Origin of the sequence: Patulibacter americanus DSM 16676 (assembly GCF_000420025.1) — a bacterium.
In the GTDB taxonomy this organism is placed as follows: Bacteria; Actinomycetota; Thermoleophilia; order Solirubrobacterales; family Solirubrobacteraceae; genus Patulibacter; species Patulibacter americanus.
On record NZ_ATUD01000012.1, the window covers coordinates 80834 to 101680 of the forward strand.

Here is a 20847-nt window from a genome sequence, read left to right on the forward strand (position 1 = left end):
GAACGTAGGGTCCCCGTCCCGGGGCGACGGAGACGGCTCAAGATCCCGGCTGTGGCGTAGCAGGCCAGCCGCCGCGAGCCCTTGTGTGTGGCGTCTGCGGCGAGTACGGTCGTGGCGCGCACGTCCCGCGCACCATTCTTCGCACCAGGAGTCCCAGTGAACATCTCGCTCAAGAGGCCGGTAGGTCTCTTGCTAACCGCCGGTCTTGTCATGGCCGCCCCGACAGCGGCGCATGCGTTCGTCGCAATCCCGGGGCCCGGCAACGAAATCTCGTTGACGACCGGCGTGGGCAATGACTCCGTTTCCGTTTCGCGCGTCGCCGATGGCCGTCTGGCGGTCGACACGTTTGGGCAGGCGCTTGAGGGCCCTGCCCCCAGCGGGTGCACGAACGACGAGGACCTGCAACAGCTCTTGTGCCCGAGTGACACGCAGTTGGTCGTCATGCTTGGCGACGGGGACGACCAACTCGATGTCTCGTCGGACATTTCGGTCGTGGCGTTTGGTCAGGCCGGGAACGACATCATGCAGTCAGCACCAGTCACGGGCTCCCGGCTGGACGGAGGAGCCGGCAACGACCTGCTCACCGGAAACGGGGGTATTGACGTGTTGTCGGGTGGAACCGGGGACGATCAACTCGACGGCGGCGGAGGTGGGGACGTGCTCGACGGGGGGACGGTGCCGACCAGCTGCTCCCTGGCGTCGGTAGCAACGTGTCTAGCGCTGGGGCCGGGGATGACCAGGTAACCGTCGAAGGCGACCAGGACCAGGTCGACGGCGGCGGCGGGAACGATCTCCTTCTTTCGACCGACGCCACCGGCGCAGCCACCCTGCGTGGAGGCGACGGAGACGACCAGATCCTCGGTACACGACACGCCGACCGGTTGTTCGGCGGCGGCGGGCAGGACACGCTCCGCGGTGACGCTGGAGCAGACGGCCTGTCTGGTGGCGACGGGACGGACACCGTGAGTTACGCCGACCACGACCAGCGCGTCGTGGTGACCGTGGGCGGGGGCGCGGGAGATGGGGCAGCGGGAGAAGGCGACGACGTGGCCGGGGACGTTGAACGCGTTGACGGGACTACAGACGATGACCTCCTGGTGGCGGGCCCCGCGGGGACGGTGCTGAACGGGAGTGATGGAGACGATCGACTCTCCGCTTCGACGGGGAGCGACGTCCTGCTCGGGGCTGCGGGAAGGGACGTCCTTGACGCAGGACCTCAGGGCGGTCCCACAGTGTTCGACGGCGGGGCCGACGTCGACGAGCTGACGTACGCGCAACGCACGTCGGCGACCACGATCGACGTCTCGTCCCGGCAATCGAACTCCGGGGCGGCAGGCGAAGGGGACCGAATCGCGGATGCGATCGAGAACGTCGTCGGGGGCACGGCCGGGGACCTCGTGATCGGGGCGATTGGCACCGCCCACCGGGTTGCTGCCGGGGGTGGAGACGACACGATCCGCGTGGACGACCTCTCGCCCCAGGCGCCCGACGCCGGAGCGGACAGCGTTCGGTGCGACGCTGGCCGGGACACCGTGGTCGCCGACAGCTTCGACAGCATCGCGGTCGCCTGCGAACGTGTGACCGTGGGGTCGTACCTTCGCCGCCCCGAGATGATCTTCGCCACCCGGACGGCGGATCGCGTCGTCGTAGCGAAGAACGCGATGCGATCGACGGTCCGTGTGGGCTGCGATGCCCAGACGGCGGGGTACTGCGCAACCACGGTGTTGCTACGTGACCCGGGGAAGAAGAACCGCAACTTCGCACGAAGGGTGATCCGGATCCAGGCCGGAAAGACCGTCACGGTTCGGGTTCCGACCATAGATCGTCGCCGCGCAAGGACGCTCGCGAAGAGGAAGAGCGTCTTGGTGGTCGTGGCTGCACGCGACGAGTTCGGTAAAGGATCCATCGCCAAGCGAACCGTCAAGATCAAGCGGGGCTGAACCATGAAGATCTTGCCGCGATTCGCGCGGACTCTCCTGGCGGCTTCGGCGCTGCTCCTGGCCGGGCTCCCCGGGACGACGACGGCAGTCGCTAAGACGACTGAGCTCACGTACGATTTCACGGACCCGTCGTACGGCAGTGCCGGTTGGCAGGCACTCAACGACCCTCCGCGCCAGGAGGGGCAGCAGGGCCCATGGTACGAGTCGACGTTCACACCCGGCACCGGCCTCAGGATCGCTCCCCGGGGCAACGGGGGAGTCGCCTACAGCAACGCGCTCGGCGCTTGGTGGTGGTACGCGCCTCTCGGTGCGACCGTGAAGCGCGTCCGGGTCGAGCACCTCTCGGGCAAGGCCTTCGCTGGGCAGATCGGCAGGGTCTGGATGGCGTCCCTCGACCCGGATCCGCAACCGCGCTCGCCTTCGGTGCTGCGCGAAGTGATCGCGTCGGGTGCGACGTGGGATGACGAGAGCTACCTGTTCCAAACCCCCCCTGGTCAGACAGCGGGCGGGTTTGGCCTGTGGCTGTACAGCCGTCCGTGCAGCGTCCTGGTCCCCGGTGACTGCAAGCCGGCCGATCCGGCCGACGGCGCCTACGTGCGGCTCGGCAAGGTCACGTTCACGATCGATGATCCAAGCCGGCCCACGCTCGCGGTCAGCGGGGTGGATACCGGAACGCTATGGACGAACTCGCGGACCGTGGATCTCGGGGTCGTTGCGGAGGACAAGCAGACGGGGGTCGAGCAGATCTCCGCTGAAATTCGATCGCAGACGGGAACCAGAACATTGGATCTCGGGCGGTGGCAGGCAGATGCCAAGCACACGGTGCCGAGAGCGTACGCCACTCCACCGCTAGCGGAGCGGCAGTCGGTCGACCGCGTGTTCGGCATGGCAGAGGATGGCCGCACCACGTTGATCGTGCGCGCCAAGAACGGCGCCGGTCTCGCACAGACGACCCGGGCGACGGTGAGAGTCGACAGACGGGCGCCACAGATCGACTGGCCGTCGGCGGTCAGGCCCGGAGCCACGATCCGGATTCGCGACACCGCCTCAGGGTTTAAGCGCAGCACCCTCTCGGTTGCCGGTGTGGACGTCCAGGGCTGTGCCGAGGGCCAGCGCTCGTGCGTCTTGCGAGTCCCGACCGAGGTTGCGCCGCGGTCGACGGTATCCGTGAGCGTCGAAGATCAGGCCGGGAACGTCGTGACGGCACAGCGCCGCACGCCCGCCGCAAGGAAGCCTAGGCCCGGACGCGGTGGCAGGGCACCCCTACCCGATCCCGGCCTGGATGTGGGTGTTCGGGGCGACGTGGAGCGTGTCGTTGTCATGGCGCGGCCTGACGGGATCCCTCTGACGCAGGACGTCGACGGCCCCGAGGTGGAGCCCCTGACGGTGGCTGAAGGCGTGCCGAGGAAGGGCGGGACGTTGTCCCTGCAGCCCAACATGGCGGATCCCGCCGTCGCGCAGTTTGTTCGGGAGCGCGACGGGCTGATCAACGTCGAAGTGATGGCATACGGCCGTCGAGGGATCACGATGAGTAGCGCCTCGTGGTTCGTGAATCCCGACGGCAGCGTTGCGCGGACGAGAGCGCGGGGCGCCGGAGACCTGGGGATCCCGCCGTCGAGACCCCTAAAATCTCGACCGGTGCTGCCTGGCGGCATCCCGGTCAAGGACGAGTGGATTGCTCCGAAGGTGCAGCTCGACCTCCGGGCCGCGTCGCCGACCATGGTGCCCGTAACGGCGGCGCCGGGTTCGTCCCGAGCTGCTGGCAATCCGCCGCCGCCCGATATCTCCGGGAAGAGCAGCTTCTGCTCTTCTGACGGAAATACGCCCGACCGCGTCACGGATCGGAAGGTGAAGCCGGTGCTCCCTAGAGCGCCTGGCCGGCGGGACCGGGCGTACATCGAAGTCAACGTGGCCGAGGCACAGACGACGCGGGGCGTGAAGTTCGATCTGACGCTTTCCGAGCGCAACGTCACCACGACAGGGTCCGCGATCACGTTCGGCGGGGGCCCTGTGAGGACCGGCAGGAAGGTCACGGTTCGAGGCTCGAGCGAGTTCGGTGCCAGCCGGACGTTCGGCGGCCGCGCTCGACACCAGATCTACGTGCGCATCTACCTCACGGAATACCGGTGGATCTACACGTGCGAGACGGGCGAGACGTACAAGGTCAACTCGATCGAGCCTACGACGTGGGAAGGGAAGAGCCGCTCGAGGCCGTTGTCGCTCGTCCGATGCGGTAAGCAGAGGCTCCGGGACGGCAAGGCCGTCTTGTTCATGGCGGGGGAGGAGAAGCTCAAATCCACGATCGACTCCTCGTTCACAAGGGGCGGGGATTCGTCTCTCGAGTGGGAGGGCCTCGCAGTCGCGTTCGAGAATGAGGTGACTTGGGGCAAGGGTAAGTCGCAAACGATGACCTTCGGCCGCAACGACGAGGGTAAGAACTACCTTGTCTGCTGGCCCGGAGGCGGAGAGAGAATCTCAGAGCAGAGCACCTGGTGGGCGACGGGCACCACCCTCGACGAGGATTCGAGGCCCTGATCCACGTGCCGACCCGCCGTGCGAGCTACGTTCTGGCATTTGCGGCGCTCGTGGCGGCCGTCGCCGCTGGGGGTCTGTGGGTGCTTGTCGCGGATCGGGGGCGGTCGGTTGAACTTCGTATCGGCGCCGTGGCGGAAGTCGATCCGCGAATCCCGACCGGCGTGCGGGTGACCGTTCTAGATCGCTCGACGGTGCGCATAGCGTTCGGGTCGCGTCAGCAGCCGGCTGTCCCATCATCGCCCGGATTGACGATGTGGGATGCGCAGACCCGGGTCTCGGTTGCTGGGCTTCCGAAGGGCACGAAGTGTGGCTCTGATGAAAGTGACCTGTACGTCGGCCTGCTTCGTTGGTGGCGGGGCCGGGACAAGCAGAACCGCATTCGCCCGCCCGTCGACTTGATCACCACGTCGGACGCGAGACCGGCGCGGCGCCGCGTGAACGTGGCGAACGGCGCCTATGTCGACATCAAGCTGAACCGCGACGTCGAGGACGATGTGTGCGTCGGGGTCTCGGGGTACGTCGGCAACGGAGCCACGGGGTTCGGCGCGAGCACGCAGTACCGACGGTTCTGAACCGACTACGGCAGCGGCGGGCCGGCTCGGGCTGCGGGCTCGCCCGCCTACGAATCCTCATCGTTCCCGGCTCTGAAGGCCAGCGCAGCCCACCTCTGATCTGGTGACGGACGGGTGTGGGTGGCGTTGCGGGCGACCGCGCACACCGTCGTGCATCCGAGACCACGAAGGGCCCGCTCTCGCGGGCCCTTCGTTCCTCAGTCGGGGAGACAGGATTTGAACCTGCGACCGCCCGGCCCCCAGCCGGGTGCGCTACCAGACTGCGCCACTCCCCGAGGACACAGAAGACTAGCTCAGAGGGGGCCGATCGCGGCGTGCGGGTCCCGGGGCAGGGTCTGTCGAGCGTCGCCCGGTGCTTTTCTACCGGCGTTCACAAAGTCTCCACCACGAGCGCACCGGGGTCGCCGATACTCAGGGGCCGCATGGGTACCTCCGCTGTCCGCACCACCCGCCGCACCATCGTCGTCGGCGCCGGCGCCGTCGCTGCCGGGGTGGCGCTCAGCACGCCGGCCCACGCGCGGCTGCTCACCGGCACGCGCGGCGTCGGGCCGGGAGCGTTCCTCGACGGCGTCGCCTCGGGCGAGCCGACGCCGGACGCGGTCACGTTCTGGGGCCGCATGACGACCGACCGTCCACGCACCGGCGCGCGGCTGCTCGTGTCGTCGGATCCCGACCTCCGCACGATCGTGGCGACGGTGCTCGTTCCGACCTCGTCCGGGGTCGACCACACGCTGAAGGCCCGCGTTCCCGGCCTGCGGCCCGACACGCACTACTGGTACGTGTGGCAGTCCCGGGACGGCATGTCGCCGATCGGCCGCACGAAGACCGCGCCCGATCCGCAGAGCGACAAGGAGATCGCGGTCGGCTACTCGAGCTGCCAGCGGCTGACCGCCGGGTTCTTCAACGCGCACAAGGACGCGGCCGCACACGACCTGGATCTCTACGCGTTCCTCGGCGACTACACCTACGAGTACGCCGCGGCGCGCGACACCGGCGGCGCGGCCGACGAGCTGACGACGAACGACATCACGAGCTACCGCGCGAAGCTGCGCTTCTACCGCTCCGACCCGCACCTGCGCGAGCTCCACCGCCTGCACCCGACGGTCCACGTGTGGGACGACCACGAGGTCGCCGACAACTACACCGACGGCGAGGAGCCGCTGTCGGCGATGCAGCGCGCCGCGGGCTACCGCGCGAGCTTCGAGTGGCACCCGCGGCTCTCCGTCCCCGGGGACCGCTACCGGCTCTACCGCAACTGGCGCCTGGGCAAGCACGCGGAGATGTTCATGCTCGACCAGCGTCAGTACCGGACGACGGGCGACCCCGGCCAGGCGTTCCTCGGCCGCGCGCAGCTCGACTGGGTCAAGGCGGGGCTCTCGAACAGCGGGGCGAGCTGGAAGCTCCTCGGCAACCCGGCGATGATCGCCCTGCTGGGGTTCAACGGCCCCCTCGGCGGCCAGACCCTGAACACGGACCAGTGGGACGGCTACGTCGCCGAGCGCAACGAGCTCCTGGGCCACATCGGCTCCGGCATCAACGATGTCTCGTTCCTGACGGGCGACATCCACATCTTCTTCGCCAACCAGCTGACGGTGGACGGCACGACGACCGGGAAGGAGGTCGCCACGGAGTTCGTCGGCGGCTCCGTCACGTCGTCCGGCATCCCCGAGGTCATCGAGCTGCTCGGCAACACGGTGGTCAATCTGATCAACCCGCAGTTCCGCTACGTGCAGGGCGCGCGCCACGGCTGGTCGATCGTGCGTGCGAACGAAAAGCAGATGCGGGTGGAGTACCGGGCGTCGGACATCACGAAGCAGGGCGACGCCTGCACGACGATCGCGGCGTTCGTGCAGCAGCGGGGCGCGAACAGCTTCGTCCAAGAGGCCGGCGTGCTCGGCGGCGACCAGCGCGTGACGCGCGCGGGGGAGCCCGCGGAGCGGCCGGCGAAGGCCGGCACCGCGCTGGCCAAGCGGCGCATCGCCGAGGAGCGGATCGCCACGGCAGGGCCGGCCCGCCGTGCGCGTCTGGCCGAGCAGCAGGCCACCGTCCGCACGACGCACGACGACCGAATCCGCGACCGGCGGAGGGCCGGCTGATGCGCCCGCTCCGTTCCGTCGCCGCGGGCCGCTGTGCCGCCGACCGCCTTGCCTCCGACCGCCCCACCGGCGGTCGGACGACGACCCGTCGCACGGCCGTCGTCGCGCTCTCCACGCTGACCGCGGCCCTCGCGGCGGCGGCACCGGCCCTCGCGGCCCCGCCCGCCTACGACATGCCCTCCGGCGCGCTGCCCTTCGTGGCCGTCGAGGCGGAGAACCCGCCGAACCCGACGGACCGCGAGGCCGTCACCGACCTTTCCGCCGCGACGGCTGACGCCGGCGTGCCGCGCTGCCTGGGCGCCACGAGCTTCACCCGCACGGGCTGGGCGTGGGTCGCTCCCGAGGCGCGCCCGCGCGTCATCCGCGTCTCCGCCACGCCGGCCTCGACGAACGCGGGCAACGTCCCGACCGCCGTCCCCGACCTCGCGCTCTTCGTGCAGCCCGTGGGCGGCACGCCGCAGACGGCCCAGGTCACGGAGCCGCAGCTCTGCGACGGACGCGAGGTCTTCGGCGACACCGGGCGCGGCGAGGTCTCGCCCGATGTCACCGCCGTCCTGCCCGCCGGCCGACCCGCGCTCGTGCAGGTGGGCGGGCGCGACGGCGACCCGTTCGGCGCCGTCGTCGCCAGCCTGACCGCGACGCCGGCCGATGCGCTGCCGTCCCCGGCCGGCGACGACCCGGAGGGCGCACCGACCCTCACGCCGTCGAGCACCACGGACGTCTCTCTCGCCGGGGCGACCCTGGGCCCGGGCGACCCCGCTCAGCCCGCCTGCCAGGCGCCGGCCACGGTCTGGCGCCGCCTGCAGGTGCCGGCCGCGGGGTCCTGGAACGTGACGGCCGACGGCGCCGCCCGCACGCTGACCGCGTTCGGCGATCCCGTCACGGGCGACAGCGCGCAGAGCTGCGCCGACACCGGCGACGGCGACGGCCTGGGGCTGACCGTCCGCGCGACCGGCCCGGGCACCGTCTGGCTGCGCCTCGGCGTCGACCGGCCGCTCGCCGGGGCCACCTCGCGGCTGGCCGTGAGCGCGGCGCTGCCGGTGACGGGCACGCCGCGGCCCGAGCCCGCGAAGCAGCTGACGGCCGCCGACGCGCTGCTGCAGTGCACGACCCACAAGCTCCTGATCACGAACGCCCGCACGCGCGGTCGCTCGAAGGTGCGCCTCGACGGCGTCGCGGGCACCCGCTACGCGGGGCGCAAGATCGCGCTGCGGCTCGTGGGCCGCAAGAAGGCCGTCGCCTCGGTGCGCGTGGGCAAGCGGGGGACGTTCGCCCGCACGTTCTCCGTCGCGAAGGCCGGGCGGCGGGCCGGCTCGCGCTACTACGCGACGATGGGCCGCGTGAAGGCCTCGAGCGTGCGGCTGCGTCCGCGCTTCGCGGTCACGAGCGTCGGGCGCGCCGGCTCGACCCGCGTCGTGCTCCGCGGCCGACTCTCGAAGCCGCTGGCCGCCACCCGCGCGGTGCGGGTCCAGACCGCCACGTGCACGAAGGGCCGGGCGACGTGGAAGACGGTGCGCACGGTCAAGCGCAGCCGCACGGGCGCGGTGTCCGCGCGGATCGCCCGCCCGAAGGGGCAGCGGGTCGTGGTCGTCCGCGCGACGGGCCGCGTGCGCAAGACGGCCCGCGGCCGCACGGTCTCGGCCACGACGCTGATGCAGGTCGTCGGCTTCTGAGCCGACGGCCGGCGCGCTCCGCCGTCTACTCGGCGAACACCGGCGGCGTGGCCTCGGGCGCCGGGGCGTCATCGGCACCCCGCTTGTCCCTCCACAGCGCCATGAGCAGCGCCGGGACGAACGCGAGCGCCAGCAGGGCCAGCGCCCACACGAAGGTCGCGGCGAACGCGTCGGCCAGCGGCGACGCGATCGCCGCCCGCTGCGCCTCGCTCATGCCGTGCACGGCGTCGAAGCCGCCGCTGCCGGCGCCGCCGAGCTCGCCCTTGATGTTCGACGCGAGGATCACGGACAGGATCGCCGTGCCGATCGACGCGCCGGACTGCCGGATGATGTTCATGGCGGTGCTCGTCCGGGCGATCGCCTGCGGCGGCACGGCCTGCATCGCCGCGGTCATCGTCGGCATCATCGACAGGCCCATCCCCAGCCCGAGCACGAAGCCGAACACGCAGAGCAGCGCGTAGGACGTGTCCGCCGTGACGAACGCGAACGGGGAGATGCCGACGACGACGAAGGGGATGCCGAAGGCCGCGAGCTTCGTCGGGCCGATGCGGTCCGAGAGGCGCCCCGCGATCGGCATCGTGATGACGGCGCCCAGACCCTGGGGGACGAGCAGCAGGCCCGACTGCAGCGCCGTGTCGCCGCGGACAGACTGGTAGTAGAGCGGGATCAGCAGCAGCGCGCCGAAGAACGCGATCGAGAACAGCAGGAACGTGCCCGCCGCCGCGCCCGCCCGGCTGTGGGTGAACAGCCGGATGTCGATGAGCGGGTCCTTCGCCGTCCACGAGTGGCGCAGGAACCCAACGACGAGCGCGGCGCCGAGCGCGATCGGCCCCCACGAGCGGAAGGCGCCGAAGCCGTCGCTCGCGGACTCGGCCAGGCCGAAGATCAGGAGCGTCAGGCCGGGGGAGAGCAGCACGAGGCCGAGCCAGTCCAGGCGGTGGGCCCGCTGCGGCTGGTCCTGGTCGAGCACTCGAAGCGCCGCGAAGAAGGCAACGACGCCGATGGGCAGGTTGATGAAGAAGATCCACCGCCAGGAGACGTCGTCGACGAGCCAGCCGCCCAGGACCGGGCCGACGATCGGGGCGATCAGCATCGGAATGCCGAGCGCGCCCATGACGCGCCCCATGCGGTGAGGGCCGGCCTTCTTGGTCATGATCGTCATGACCGCGGGCATGATCATCCCGCCGCCGATGCCCTGCAGGACGCGGAAGACGATCAGCGAGCCGGAGCTCCAGGCCAGACCGGAGAGCGCCGAGCCGAGCACGAAGAGCACGAGCGACCACAGGTAGATGCGCTTGGTACCGAAGCGGTCCGAAGCCCACCCCGTGATCGGGATGACGGCGGCCAGCGCGAGCGTGTAGCCCGTCACGACCCACTGGATCGTGGTGAGCGAGGAGTCGAAGTCCGACGCCAGACGGTCGATGGCGACGTTGATGACCGTGGTGTCGAGGATGGACATGATCGCGCCGAGCATCACGACGCCGGCGACGATCCACGTCTCGCGGTCGATCGCGTTGGGCGGGGCGCCGGGAGCGCGCGCGGGAGAGGGAGGAGCGGCCATGCGGCGAATAGTACAGTCACACGACCTTTACGGCGACTGAGTGTTTACGCGCCACGCCCGCCCTGGCACCACCGCCGCGCCCGTCCGGTTCGCCGCGCCCGCCGGTTCGCCGCACCCGCCCGGATCGCCGCACCCGCCCGGAGCGCCGCGCCCGCCCGTCCGGCCCGCCCCGCCCGCCCTCCGCGGACGCGTCGGGCAGGGGATCCGACGGTGCCGCCGGGCCCCCGGGGCCCGTCCGGCAGAATCGGACGGGTGACGGTCTGGGTGGACGACGGGTTCGTGGACGGCGATTGGGGCCGCTGGAGCGGCGGCGGGCACCTGCAGGCCGACACCAACGACGAGCTGCACGCGTTCGCCGAGCGCCTGGGCCTGCGTCGCGCGTGGTTCCAGTCCAAGCCGGGGCGCCCGTGGCACGACCATTACGACCTCACCCGCCTGGGCCGCGAGCGGGCGATCGCCCTCGGCGCGGTGCCGCGTCCCTGGCGCGAGGCGGCGCGCAGCAACATCGCGGCGCGCCGGGCGGCCCGTTCCGCCGCGAGTGGCTGATGTGGCCATAAGAAGAATCCCCGGTCCCGTCCGGCATGTACGGGGTCCACGGACGAATGATGCCCTCGGGGCTGGGGAGCGCTCCTAGTGTCGCCCCGTCAGCACCCCCCGAGACCCGGAGCACCATGAGTCCCCTCCAGCCCCGCCCAGTCGGCCGTCGCGGACTGCGCGCCGCCGCGGTGACGCTCGCCGCGTCAGCCGTCGCGCTCACCGCGGCCGGCCCCGCGTCGGCGTACGACGCGAAGGTCACCCGGACCACGGGCGGCGTCGCCCACATCAAGGCGTCCACCCTCGCCGACGGCGGCTTCGGCGTCGGCTACGCCGCGGCGCAGGACAACATCTGCACGCTCGCCGACGCCTACCTCACCACGAGCGGCGAGCGCTCCCGCTTCCTCGGCGCGGGCACGAACAACGCGAACGTCACCTCGGACTTCTTCTGGAAGTCGATCATCGACGACCGCACGATCGAGAAGCAGCTCGAGCGCAAGGCGCCCGACGGCCCGTCCGCCGACGCGAAGGCGATGGCCGCCGGCTACATCGCGGGCTACAACCGCTACCTGCAGGAGCAGGGCGGCGCCGACGGCATCAAGGATCCCCGGTGCAAGGGCGCCGCGTGGGTGCGTCCGCTCCAGCCGATCGACGGCTGGCGCCTGGCCAACAGCCTGGGCATGCGCGCCAGCTCGGTGCCGTACCTCGCCGACCTCGTCGCCGCGGCCCCGCCGATCGCGACCCCGCTGACCCGCGCGGCCCCGGCCCCGGCCGCGTCCGCCGACGAGGCGCCGTCCGCCGCGGAGATCGCGGAGAACCTGAAGGGCTCCGTCCTCGACCCGAATCCCGACTCCGAGGGCAAGCTGGGCTCGAACGCCCTCGGCCTCGGCGCGAACGCGACCCGGTCGGGCACCGGCATGGTGCTCGGCAACCCCCACTTCCCGTGGCAGGGCAACGAGCGGTTCTGGGAGTTCCACCTGCAGGTCGCGGGCGACGTCGACGTCGTCGGCGCCAGCCTGATGGGCTCGCCCGTGGTCAACATCGGCCACAACGAGCACGTGGCCTGGTCGCACACCGTCTCGACGGGCCGCCGCTTCACGCTCCACCGCCTGAAGCTCGTCCCGGGCTCGCCCACGAGCTACGAGTACGACGGTGAGACGGTCCCGATGCGCAAGCAGACGGTGACCGTCGACGTCCGCGGCGCGGACGGCACGCTGAGCCCGCGCAGCCACGACTGGTACTACACGCGGTTCGGCCGCGTGACGGCGTTCTCGCCGCTCGGCATCACCATGAACGTGCAGGCCCCGGCGCAGCAGACGCCCGCGTGGAGCACCACGACGGCCTACGCGTTCAACGACGCGAACGCCGGCAACCTGCGGCTCTTCGACCAGTGGCTCGCGATGAACCGGGCCGACACCGCCCAGGAGCTCGTGCAGTCGCAGAAGGACATCCAGGGCATCCCCTGGGTGAACACGATCGGCGCCGACGATCGCGGCAACGCGTTCTACACCGACATCTCGGTGACGCCGCACCTGACGACGGACCAGATCATCGGGTCCGGGAGCTGCGTGCCGGGGTCGAACGGGGTCGCGAGCGTGGCCGACGGGATCGCTCAGGCCGGCAGGGTCAACCGGGTCTACGTCCTCGACGGCTCGCGATCCGCGTGTGCTCTCGGCAGCGACGACGACGCGGTCGCCCCCGGCATCTTCGGGGCGGCCAAGCTGCCGCAGCGGGTCACGAAGGAGTACGTCCAGAACGCGAACGACTCGCACTGGCTCACGAACCCGGAGAACCGGCTGACCGGGTTCTCGCCGATCGTCGGTCTGGAGCCGGGCAACCTCGTTCCCGGCCAGACGGCCGAGCAGGGGCTGCGCACGCGTCTGGGCGTCGACATCGTCCGGAAGCGCCTGGCCGGCACGGACGGCCTGGGGGCGGCGAAGTTCTCGCTCGCCACGCTCGAGGGGGCCTGGACGTCGCAGCGCAACCTCGGCGCCGAGCTCATGGTCCCCGGCCTGCGGCAGCTGTGCACGGAGAACACGACCGTGACGGCCACGAACGGCGCGACCGTGAACATCGCGGACGCGTGCGCGGTCCTGAACACGTACGACATGACCGGTAGGCGCGACGCCCAGGGTGGCTGGCTCTTCGCCCGCTTCTACGCCCGCGCGAAGATCGGCAGCAACGGCTTCTGGACGACGCCGTTCGACGCGGCGGACCCCGTCGGTACGCCGTCGGGCCTCAACCCGGCCCTCGGCACCACGAAGGCGGCGCTGGGCGACGCGATCCAGGATCTGCAGGCCCGCAGCCTGCCGCTGTCCGCGACCTGGGGCGACGTGCAGAAGTCCACGCGCGGCACCGACCGGATCGCGATCCCGGGCTGCAACACCGGGTGCTACCCCGTCACGACGGCGTCGACGAACCCCGCCAACTACGGCGAGGTCACGCACGGGTCGAGCTTCGTGATGTTCGCCGAGATGGACCCGAAGACGGGCCCGCGGGCGCGGGCGCTCCTGAGCTACTCGCAGTCCGAGGATCCGACGTCCCCGTACTACCGCGACCAGACCGACCGGTTCTCGAACTCGGAGTTCCTCGACCTGCCGTACACGGACGAGCAGATCGCCGCGGCGCAGCTGGCCGTCGCGGACGTCGGCGACGACGCCCCGCCGGCCGGCGAAGGCCCCGCCGGCCCCGCTGGTCCTCCCGGGACCGACGGTGCTCCCGGGCCGCAGGGTCCGGCCGGCACGCCCGGTCCGGCCGGCGTCCCCGGTCCCGTCGGCCCGAAGGGGTCGAAGGGCTCGAAGGGCTCCAAGGGCGCCCGCGGGCCGAAGGGCGCGCGGGGTCCGCGCGGGTTCCGCACGCAGGTGCGCTCGGTCTCGCGCATCCGCTCCGGTCGCCGCGTCGTCCGCATCCGCGTGACGTCCGGCAAGGCCGTCGCCCGCGGCCGTCGGGTGCTCATCCGCGTGGGCGGTCGCAAGTACCAGGCCCGCACCGACCGCCGCGGCATCGCCCGCTTCGTGGTCGGGCCCCGCGGCGTCATCCGGGTCTCGGCGGTCCGCTGAGCCTCCGGGCGGGGCGCGCGTCGCCCCGCCCTACGTGGCGTGCAGGCCGTCGACGGGCAGGACGCCCGAAGGCGGCCGGCGACCCGCGAGCACCTCGCGGTCCACGCGCAGGGCCACGAGCCACTCGCCGCGCTCCGCCCGCCTGATCAACGCCGGGCAGCAGGCGCCGCCCTCGCGCCGCAGGAACGACGCGGCGCCGGCGGCCTCGTCGCGCGGGAGCCACCCCACCACCCGTCCGCCGACGACGACCGCCACGGCGTGCCCGTCGGCGGCGATCGCCGCGTGGTCGGCCCGCACGCGCAGGAGCACGGCCCAGGTCAGCCGGACGCGGTCGGGGAACGGCGCCACGACGGCCGCCAGCGCGTCGCGGTGCAGGCTCTCGCCGATGACCTCGAGCCAGTCGGCACCCGCGACGTCCGCGGCGTTGAGCGGTCCCGGGGTCGCGCGGCGCGGCTGCCCCGTCATCCGCTGGTCGAGTCGCTCAGGTGCCGTCCGACGGGTCCGACGTAGACGCCCCGGGGAAGCCCCGCGAGGTCGGGCTCGGTGCCCTTGACCAGCGCCAGGTACACGCGACAGGTGCGCTGCAGCCCGCGGCCGGTCGCGACCCGCACGTGCGGGCCGGCCCAGAGCGGGCGGCCCTGGTGCGAGAACTGGTACTCCCGGGCGTTCTGGGCGCGCGCGGTGACGGAGACGTCGTCGGCCCAGTCGAGCTGCTGCTCGAGGGCGACGTCGCGGATCGGCCGCCCGATCCCCGTCTCCACGTCCCACGCGGCCGCCACGCGGTCGAGCGCCACGAGGTCGCGCAGGAGCTTCTGCGGCTCCGTGTAGGGCGCGGTGCGCGCGGAGGAGAACGCCCGGTCCGTGTAGATCAGGTGCTCGGCGTGGGCGGCGGCGAGCTCGACGGCTTGGAGCACGGTGCGGACCTCGGGCAGCTCGTCGGCGCGCAGCGGGGCCGCGTCCTCCGGGTCGACGAGGTCGACGTCCTTGGCCCCCGCCTCGAGCGCCAGGCGCCGCAGCCGGCGGGCGGAGGTGACGAGATGGTCGCGCTCCGCCTCGGCCGCCTCGCGCGCGTCCGTCAGCTCCTCGAGGGCCACGGCACGCTCCTCGAGCTGGGCCTCGAGGTCGAAGACGCGGGCGAGCAGCCCGGCGACCTCGACGTCGTCGTGGCCGGGCACGCCCCCGGGACGCGCCGCTCCGTCGACGTGCGGGCCGCGCAGGCGATCGCGCTCCGCGGCGACCTGGCTCAGGCGGGCCTGGGTCCGCTCGAGCTCGCCCGCGAGCCGCTGCCGCTCGCCCTGTTCGGCGCTGGCCTTCTCGCGCTGGCGGGTCTCGCGCTCCTGCGCGCGGGCGACCTGCGTGCGGGCCCGGGCGGCGTCCCGCGCCCGGCGGTCCGCGGTCTCCTCGGCCTGCCGCCGCGCCGTCTCCGCGGCGTCCCGTGCCGCCGTCAGCAGCCGTCCGAGGGCGCGGAAGGCGGCGGGCAGCGCGTCGGGTGCGCCCGGGGCCGGAAGGTCCTCGCGGGCGAGCGCCGCGGCGTCCTCCGCCGGCAGGCGGGAGAGGCGCGCGATCCGCGCGGCGAGCGTGTCCGGGGCGAGGGCGTCGTCCGTGGCGGGGGAGGCCCGGGCGGCCGCGGCCCGGTCGTCGCGCCCGCGACCGCGCCGGCGACCACCGGTCCGGCCGGGCCCGGCGCCCTTCGGCGCGCGCCAGCCGCGACGGGCGCCGTAGCCGGTGCGCTCCTCGTCGTCGCCGGTGGCCCCCATCGGGACGATCATCGCAGCCGCGGCCCGGGGGCCCGCCGTGCGTCGGCGGCCCGTCGACGCCCGGTGCACCGTCACCGTCGGGCCGCCCGTCGCCGTCGGGCCCCCCGTCGCCGTCGGGCCGCGCGCCACCGCGCGGCGGGCTATCGCGTCGCGTCTGTCCGCCACCGGCCCACGCGCCGGCGATCCGGCCGGCCGCGGCGGGCGCTAGCGTCCCGGCCATGGCACGCATCCCCCGCAGGGACGAGCAGCTCGTCTGGTCCAGCGACGGCGGCGACGTCCGCCGGGACAAGGGCAAGGGCAAGGGGAAGGCCCGCGGCGGCGCTCCCGCGGGCGGGGGCGGGGGAGCCCCGGCCGGCGGCCCCACCGCCGCCGGGTCGCGCGTGAAGGTGCGTCGCGAGACCGCCGGCCGGCGTGGCAAGACCGCCACCACGGTCTCGGGCGTCCCGCTCGACGAGGACGGCCTGCGCGACCTCGCCGGCCGGCTGAAGAAGCGCTGCGGTGTCGGCGGCTCCGCGAAGGACGGCGTCATCGAGCTGCAGGGCGACCACCGGGACGTCGTACTCGAGGTGCTCAAGGGCGAGGGCTACGACGCGGTGCTCGCCGGCGGCTGAGCGAGGGGGAGCGCCTGTGCGGCGCATCGCACAGTGCCATTCGTCGACCGAGATTCAAGGTCTCGGTTGCAGCGTCGATAGTTGACGGCCACCCCAGCCGTCGAGATCCGCTCCATGCCTTCAGTCCTCCGGCGCGCCGCCGCGCGCGCCCCCTTCCGCCTCGTCGCCCTCGCGACGGCGCTCCTCGCCCTCGTGGCGCTGGCCGCGCTCGGCCGCCCAGGCGTGACCGCGGCGGCCGCCGCGGCCCCGGTCTGCGACGCCGCGCCGCTCGGCGCGGCCAGCGGTTGGACGGAGTTCGTGGCGGGCGACGGACAGCGGCGTGCGGAGTCCGAGGGCACCGTCGCCTACGGCGGCTCGCTCGACGCGCAGTGGATGGTCGTCGGCACCCGCGTGCGTCCGAAGGCGCCGACCGACCCGACGCTGGTGGTCAACGGCACGGGTGGCTCCTTCACCATCCAGGCCGGCTCGGCCTACGTCCGCGATCTGCGTGGCGGCATGAACCTGAACGGCGGCGCCGGGACGAAGCGGCTGGCGACCTCGCCGCTCGACGTCGTCGCCGCCTTCCCCGACCTGCGCGCCCGGTCCGCGCGTTGGCACGCGCTGCCCGCCAACGGCACCGCGGCGGTCGTCAACTCGGAGACGACCTCCACCCCGACGGGCGGCGACGTGCTGCTGCTCACCGGCACCGACCCGGCGCTCAACGTCTTCCGCGTGCAGCAGGCGGACTTCCAGGGCTCGAACTTCCGGGCGACGTACATCGACGTGCCCGCCGGCTCGACGACGTTGATCGACGTGGACGGCACGGGGCCGATCACCATCAACGGCCGCGTCGAGTACCGCAACGCCACCGGCCGCTTCGAGCAGTCCAACGACGGCACGACGGAGCGCAACGCCCGCACCCTGTGGAACGTCGCGGAGGCCGACACCGTGACCTTGCAGACGGGCGCGGCCTTCGGCGGCACCGTCTTCGCCCCGGCCGCCCGCGTCGTCGTCGGCGGCAACGTCGGCCACACGCTCGGTCAGACCGTCGCCGCGAGCTTCACGTCCGACCGCGAGACCCACCAGCACCTCTTCGCCGGCTGCCTGCCCGTCGACGCCGGCACGCCCCCGGGCGACGGGGGCGGGGGAGGAGGCGGCGGTGGCACCACGCCCACGACGCCGACCACCCCGACGACGCCCGAGACGCCCGCGCCGGCGCCCGTCGCCGCGCTGCACGTGCGCAAGAGCGTCAGCGCCCCCGTCGTCCTGCCCGGCGGCGCGGTGACCTTCACCCTGACCGCCGAGAACCGCGGCACCGCGCCGGCGAACGACGTGGCGCTGAGCGACCTGCTGCCCGTCGGCCTGCAGGACGTCACCGTCGACGCGGCCTGCACGGTCACGACGATGGTCGTGCGCTGCCCCGTCGGCACCCTCGCCCCGGGCGCGACGCGGAGCTTCGAGGTCCGCGGCGTCGCCGCCCCGCTCGCCGCCGCGCCCGATCCGGACGACCAGATCCAGCCCTACAAGGACGAGACCCCGACGTCCGAGCTCGTCGCCGGCGAGACCCGCACCCTCGTGCTGGCCTGCCGCGCGGGCGACCTGCTCGCCGACGGCTCCCTCCGCATCGTCGACGTCGACCACAACGGCCCCGCCGACCGCAGCGTCGTCCACGTCCTCGCCCAGCGCGTGCGCGCCGACGGGGCGTTCGAGGCGATCGTCGAGAACCGCGGCACCGGCCACGCCAAGGTCCGCCTGCACGCCGCCTGCCTGCCCGCGAGGACGACGAGCGGCCACGCGCTGCTCGCGGGCGACCCCGTCACGAAGACCGTCGTCCTCGACGCCCGCGCGACGCCCTACGCCGTCGTCTTCGACTGCGGCACCGGCCGCACGCCGATCGCGGCGAGCGTCGACGCGCCCCCGGGCCGCGCGCGCATCGTCGCGTCCGTCCCCGACGGTGCCACGCGCCGCGTCGTCCGCGTGCGCGTCGACCAGGACGCCACCACGGTGACCGTCGGCGTCCGCTGCCTGTCGCACCTCACGGGCCCCGCCCGCGGGTCGACGACGGAGCTCGCTTGGCGCGTCATCTCGGCGCCGGTCGAGATCGCCGCGCGCACCTCCGCCGTGCCGAAGCTCGAGTGCGGCGAGCAGGAGAAGGGCATCGTCGCGGGTTGGGACCTCGACGCCGGCCTGCTGCCCGTCGGCAACGAGCCGCAGATCAAGTCGCGCGTGTTCTCCATCGACAACCCCGCCCCGACCGTCCTGCGCGGCACGGTGTACCTGCTCTGCCTCGGTGACCGCACCCGCAACGCACAGGGGGTGCTCGACCTCGTCAACACCGTCACGGGCACGTCGTCGAGCGCGCTGCGCGAGGACGCCGTCCTGAGCGCGAGCGCCACCGTGCGCGTCCAGGCCGCCCCGGTCCCGCAGGACCCGCCGGCCGTGCAGATCGACCCGCCCGCCGCGCCCGTCGCTCCGGTGGCGCGCGTCGCCGCCGCGCCTGCCCCGGCGCCCGCACCGGCCCCGGCCGCGCGCGCGGCCGCCGTCGCGCCGCCCGCGCCGAGCACTGCGGTGCTGAAGGGCAGCACCGTCGCCGTCGCCCTGCGCTGCGCCACGGCGTGCTCGGGGACGGTCGAGGTCCGCACCGTGAGCCGCCTGCGCTCCGGCGGCCGCACCTACCGGGCCAAGGCGCTCCTGGCTTCGCGTCCATACCGCGTGCAGGCCGGCCGCACCGGCACCGTCCGCGTAGTGCTGAGCAAGCGCCTGGCCCGCGACCTGCGCGCCCAGGGCGTCCGCAAGGTGCGCGTGACGGTCCGCAACGCCGCGGGCCGCACGACGACCCGCACGCTGCGGCTCGGGCGCTAGGCCCGGGCCGGTCCGGCCCGGGCGGGCCCCGGCGGCCGACCCGACGGGCCACACGGTCACGACGGACCGACGGGGCCTCGGGCTCCCGTAGCCCCAGGGACGCCGGCCCTCAGCGGCCGGCCGGCAGCCGCGCGAGCACCCGCGCCGCCTCGTCGGCGACGTCGTGGTCGACCATGACGTCGTAGCGGTCGGCCTGCATCGTGGAGATCGACCCGAAGTCCTGCGTGCCGCCGAGCGCCGCGTGACCCACGGCGCCGAGGGCCGCGCCGAACAGCGCCGCGAGCACCACGGCGTAGATCAGCAGGCCGAGGAACGCCGGCCCCGTGAAGAAGAGCCCGAAGAGGAGGGCGAAGAAGACGCCGATGACGGCGCCCTGCGCGGCCCCCTGGCCGGCGGCGCGGCCGACCGTCACGCGTCCCGTGACCTGCTCGACGGCCTTCAGCCCGCTGCCGACGATCGCGACCCGCTGCACGGGGAAGCCCTCGTCGGACAGCCAGTCGACGGCGCGGACGGCCTCGGCGTGGGAGGCATAGCCGGCGACGGAGCGGCGGACGCCCGCCGCAGTCCCGCCCGCCGCGGTCCCGGCCGCCGCGGCCCCGGCCGGCGGGGTGGGGTCCGGGTCGGCGGGGCCGCCGGCGGACGGGGTGGGCGGGGCGGGATCCGTGCTCATGGGTCGACCGTACGCCTCTCGCCCGCCGTCGCAACGGTCGTTCGACCGTGTCCGTCCTCCTCGGCGCGACGGCCCGGCGGCGAACCCCTGGCGCGTCTGCGTACAGTGCATAGCGTCCGCGCGTCGCGATCCACCGTATTCCGCCCAGAGGCTCGCCATCCGATGAACGCTCCCGACGACCACCGCCTGCTCGTCCAGCTCCTGCGGGCCGTCCAGGCCGCCGAGGGGGCCGGGGACGAGCTCGACCCCCACGCGTTCGCGGCGGAGCGGGGCGTCGCGCCCGGTCGGCTGGAGTGCATCCTGAGCGAGGCCAACGCCTACGGGCTCGCGGTGATCGACGGCGGGCCACCGGTCCTGCTGCGGGCGGGGCGGCAGTACGCCGCCGCCGACGGGCAGGTCGGGCCCGACGTTCTCGCGTTCCTCCCCGACGTGATCGACGACCTGCACGCCCGGCGGGCCATGATCGACGCAAGCGTGCTGCTGCTGGACGACTTCCGGGCGGCCGTCCGCGACGGCCACGCGGTGGACCACGCCGCGACGCTCGTGCCGCCGGCGTTCGTCGTCGCCGTCGACGGCGCCCTCGCCGTCGACCTGTACTCCGCCGCCGTCGCGCTGATGGTCCGGCTCGGCGACGGGCTGTCGGCGGGTTGCGTGGCTGAGGAGATCATCGGCGTGCGGTTGCTGGAGGAGGCGGCGGGGATTCTGGGTCTGCGCTCGGACGCGGGCGAGCTGCCGGCCCCGGAGGCGGCCGAGGCGGTCGACGCGCTCGAGGGCCTCTTCGAGGTCTTCGAGGACGACGACGTGCTCGCCCTCTTCGCCATGACCGACCCGGCGGACGCGGCGGTGGCCGGCCACACCGAGGCCGCGGACGAGCTGGGGATCGCGGACCAGCGCGTCGAGGCGTGGTTCACGGCCTTCGGCGGGGTGGCCCCGGTGGGGTATCTGCGGCGCGCGTAGGGGCGGCCGCCCAAGGCCCCGCCGGAGCGGGCCTTCCTGCA

The 20847-nt window shown here is 73.3% G+C and carries 15 protein-coding genes and 1 tRNA gene; 11 read left to right on the plus strand and 5 right to left on the minus strand.

Going from position 1 to position 20847, the window contains the following annotated elements:
- Positions 1–156: 156 nt before the first annotated feature.
- From F593_RS0117255 to F593_RS30030, 4 genes are read left to right on the plus strand one after another with little or no spacing between them, the layout of a single operon-like run.
- A complete protein-coding gene (locus F593_RS0117255; RefSeq protein ID WP_028721770.1) occupies positions 157–744 on the plus strand; it encodes a hypothetical protein in 588 nt (195 codons plus the stop codon).
- Positions 711–1940, plus strand: coding sequence for a calcium-binding protein (locus F593_RS0117260; protein ID WP_028721771.1), 1230 nt, complete (start codon positions 711–713; stop codon positions 1938–1940). The genes F593_RS0117255 and F593_RS0117260 overlap by 34 nt, the downstream gene beginning before the upstream one ends.
- A gap of 3 nt (positions 1941–1943) precedes the next feature.
- Positions 1944–4475 carry a hypothetical protein gene (locus tag F593_RS0117265; RefSeq protein ID WP_022929999.1) on the plus strand — a complete coding sequence of 844 codons (2532 nt, stop codon included), beginning with the start codon at positions 1944–1946 and terminating at the stop codon, positions 4473–4475.
- Positions 4433–5047, plus strand: coding sequence for a hypothetical protein (locus F593_RS30030; RefSeq protein ID WP_157251923.1), 615 nt, complete (start codon positions 4433–4435; stop codon positions 5045–5047). Before F593_RS0117265 ends, F593_RS30030 begins: the two co-directional genes overlap by 43 nt.
- Before the next feature lie 201 nt (positions 5048–5248).
- Here the strand turns inward: F593_RS30030 and F593_RS0117275 are convergent.
- Positions 5249–5322: transfer RNA gene (locus F593_RS0117275), tRNA-Pro, on the minus strand.
- A gap of 147 nt (positions 5323–5469) precedes the next feature.
- Between F593_RS0117275 and F593_RS26220 the strand changes: the two genes are divergently transcribed.
- Positions 5470–7143 carry an alkaline phosphatase D family protein gene (locus F593_RS26220; RefSeq protein WP_022930001.1) on the plus strand — a complete coding sequence of 558 codons (1674 nt, stop codon included), beginning with the start codon at positions 5470–5472 and terminating at the stop codon, positions 7141–7143.
- The gene (locus tag F593_RS0117285; protein WP_022930002.1) at positions 7143–8816 is read left to right on the plus strand and encodes a hypothetical protein; all 1674 of its coding nucleotides are present in this window, start codon (positions 7143–7145) and stop codon (positions 8814–8816) included. The genes F593_RS26220 and F593_RS0117285 overlap by 1 nt, the downstream gene beginning before the upstream one ends.
- 25 nt (positions 8817–8841) lie before the next feature.
- Here the strand turns inward: F593_RS0117285 and F593_RS0117290 are convergent, their stop codons facing one another.
- On the minus strand, positions 8842–10377 hold the full coding sequence (locus F593_RS0117290) for a DHA2 family efflux MFS transporter permease subunit (protein ID WP_022930003.1): 1536 nt from the start codon (positions 10375–10377) through the stop codon (positions 8842–8844).
- Between the two features lie 252 nt (positions 10378–10629).
- On the opposite strand from F593_RS0117290, the gene F593_RS26225 reads away from it, so the two are divergent.
- Positions 10630–10923, plus strand: a complete 294-nt coding sequence (locus F593_RS26225) for a DUF4031 domain-containing protein (protein WP_022930004.1) — start codon at positions 10630–10632, stop codon at positions 10921–10923.
- Positions 10924–11048: 125 nt separating this feature from the next.
- Positions 11049–13970, plus strand: a complete 2922-nt coding sequence (locus F593_RS30950; RefSeq protein WP_245540820.1) for a penicillin acylase family protein — start codon at positions 11049–11051, stop codon at positions 13968–13970.
- Between the two features lie 30 nt (positions 13971–14000).
- Here F593_RS30950 and F593_RS0117305 read toward each other — a convergent pair whose 3' ends face one another.
- Together F593_RS0117305 and F593_RS0117310 are read right to left on the minus strand one after the other, a co-directional pair.
- Positions 14001–14435: a hypothetical protein gene (locus tag F593_RS0117305; RefSeq protein ID WP_022930006.1), complete on the minus strand. Its 435-nt coding sequence runs from the start codon at positions 14433–14435 to the stop codon at positions 14001–14003.
- Positions 14432–15727 (minus strand): hypothetical protein, encoded by a 1296-nt coding sequence (locus F593_RS0117310; RefSeq protein ID WP_084630155.1) that lies wholly within the window; start codon positions 15725–15727, stop codon positions 14432–14434. Before F593_RS0117310 ends, F593_RS0117305 begins: the two co-directional genes overlap by 4 nt.
- Positions 15728–15945: 218 nt before the next feature.
- On the opposite strand from F593_RS0117310, the gene F593_RS0117315 reads away from it, so the two are divergent.
- Positions 15946–16338 (plus strand): translation initiation factor, encoded by a 393-nt coding sequence (locus tag F593_RS0117315; protein ID WP_022930008.1) that lies wholly within the window; start codon positions 15946–15948, stop codon positions 16336–16338.
- 114 nt (positions 16339–16452) lie between these two features.
- Entirely contained in the window at positions 16453–19179 is a 2727-nt protein-coding gene (locus F593_RS0117320; RefSeq protein ID WP_157251925.1) for a collagen-binding domain-containing protein, read from the plus strand.
- Between the two features lie 109 nt (positions 19180–19288).
- On the opposite strand, the gene F593_RS26235 is transcribed toward F593_RS0117320, so the two are convergent.
- Positions 19289–19849 (minus strand): general stress protein, encoded by a 561-nt coding sequence (locus tag F593_RS26235; RefSeq protein WP_022930010.1) that lies wholly within the window; start codon positions 19847–19849, stop codon positions 19289–19291.
- A gap of 162 nt (positions 19850–20011) precedes the next feature.
- On the opposite strand from F593_RS26235, the gene F593_RS0117330 reads away from it, so the two are divergent.
- Entirely contained in the window at positions 20012–20806 is a 795-nt protein-coding gene (locus tag F593_RS0117330; RefSeq protein ID WP_022930011.1) for a hypothetical protein, read from the plus strand.
- The last annotated feature ends 41 nt before the right edge of the window (positions 20807–20847 follow it).

Bases quoted from the DNA above. Each gene is read 5' to 3' on its own strand.
- F593_RS0117265 (WP_022929999.1), top strand. From the start codon at position 1,944: ATGAAGATCTTGCCGCGATTCGCGCGGACTCTCCTGGCGGCTTCGGCG.
- F593_RS26220 (WP_022930001.1), top strand. From the start codon at position 5,470: ATGGGTACCTCCGCTGTCCGCACCACCCGCCGCACCATCGTCGTCGGC.
- F593_RS0117285 (WP_022930002.1), top strand. From the start codon at position 7,143: ATGCGCCCGCTCCGTTCCGTCGCCGCGGGCCGCTGTGCCGCCGACCGC.
- F593_RS0117290 (WP_022930003.1), bottom strand. From the start codon at position 10,377: ATGGCCGCTCCTCCCTCTCCCGCGCGCGCTCCCGGCGCCCCGCCCAAC.
- F593_RS30950 (WP_245540820.1), top strand. From the start codon at position 11,049: ATGAGTCCCCTCCAGCCCCGCCCAGTCGGCCGTCGCGGACTGCGCGCC.
- F593_RS0117305 (WP_022930006.1), bottom strand. From the start codon at position 14,435: ATGACGGGGCAGCCGCGCCGCGCGACCCCGGGACCGCTCAACGCCGCG.
- F593_RS0117310 (WP_084630155.1), bottom strand. From the start codon at position 15,727: ATGGGGGCCACCGGCGACGACGAGGAGCGCACCGGCTACGGCGCCCGT.
- F593_RS0117315 (WP_022930008.1), top strand. From the start codon at position 15,946: ATGGCACGCATCCCCCGCAGGGACGAGCAGCTCGTCTGGTCCAGCGAC.
- F593_RS0117320 (WP_157251925.1), top strand. From the start codon at position 16,453: ATGCCTTCAGTCCTCCGGCGCGCCGCCGCGCGCGCCCCCTTCCGCCTC.
- F593_RS26235 (WP_022930010.1), bottom strand. From the start codon at position 19,849: ATGAGCACGGATCCCGCCCCGCCCACCCCGTCCGCCGGCGGCCCCGCC.
- F593_RS0117330 (WP_022930011.1), top strand. From the start codon at position 20,012: ATGAACGCTCCCGACGACCACCGCCTGCTCGTCCAGCTCCTGCGGGCC.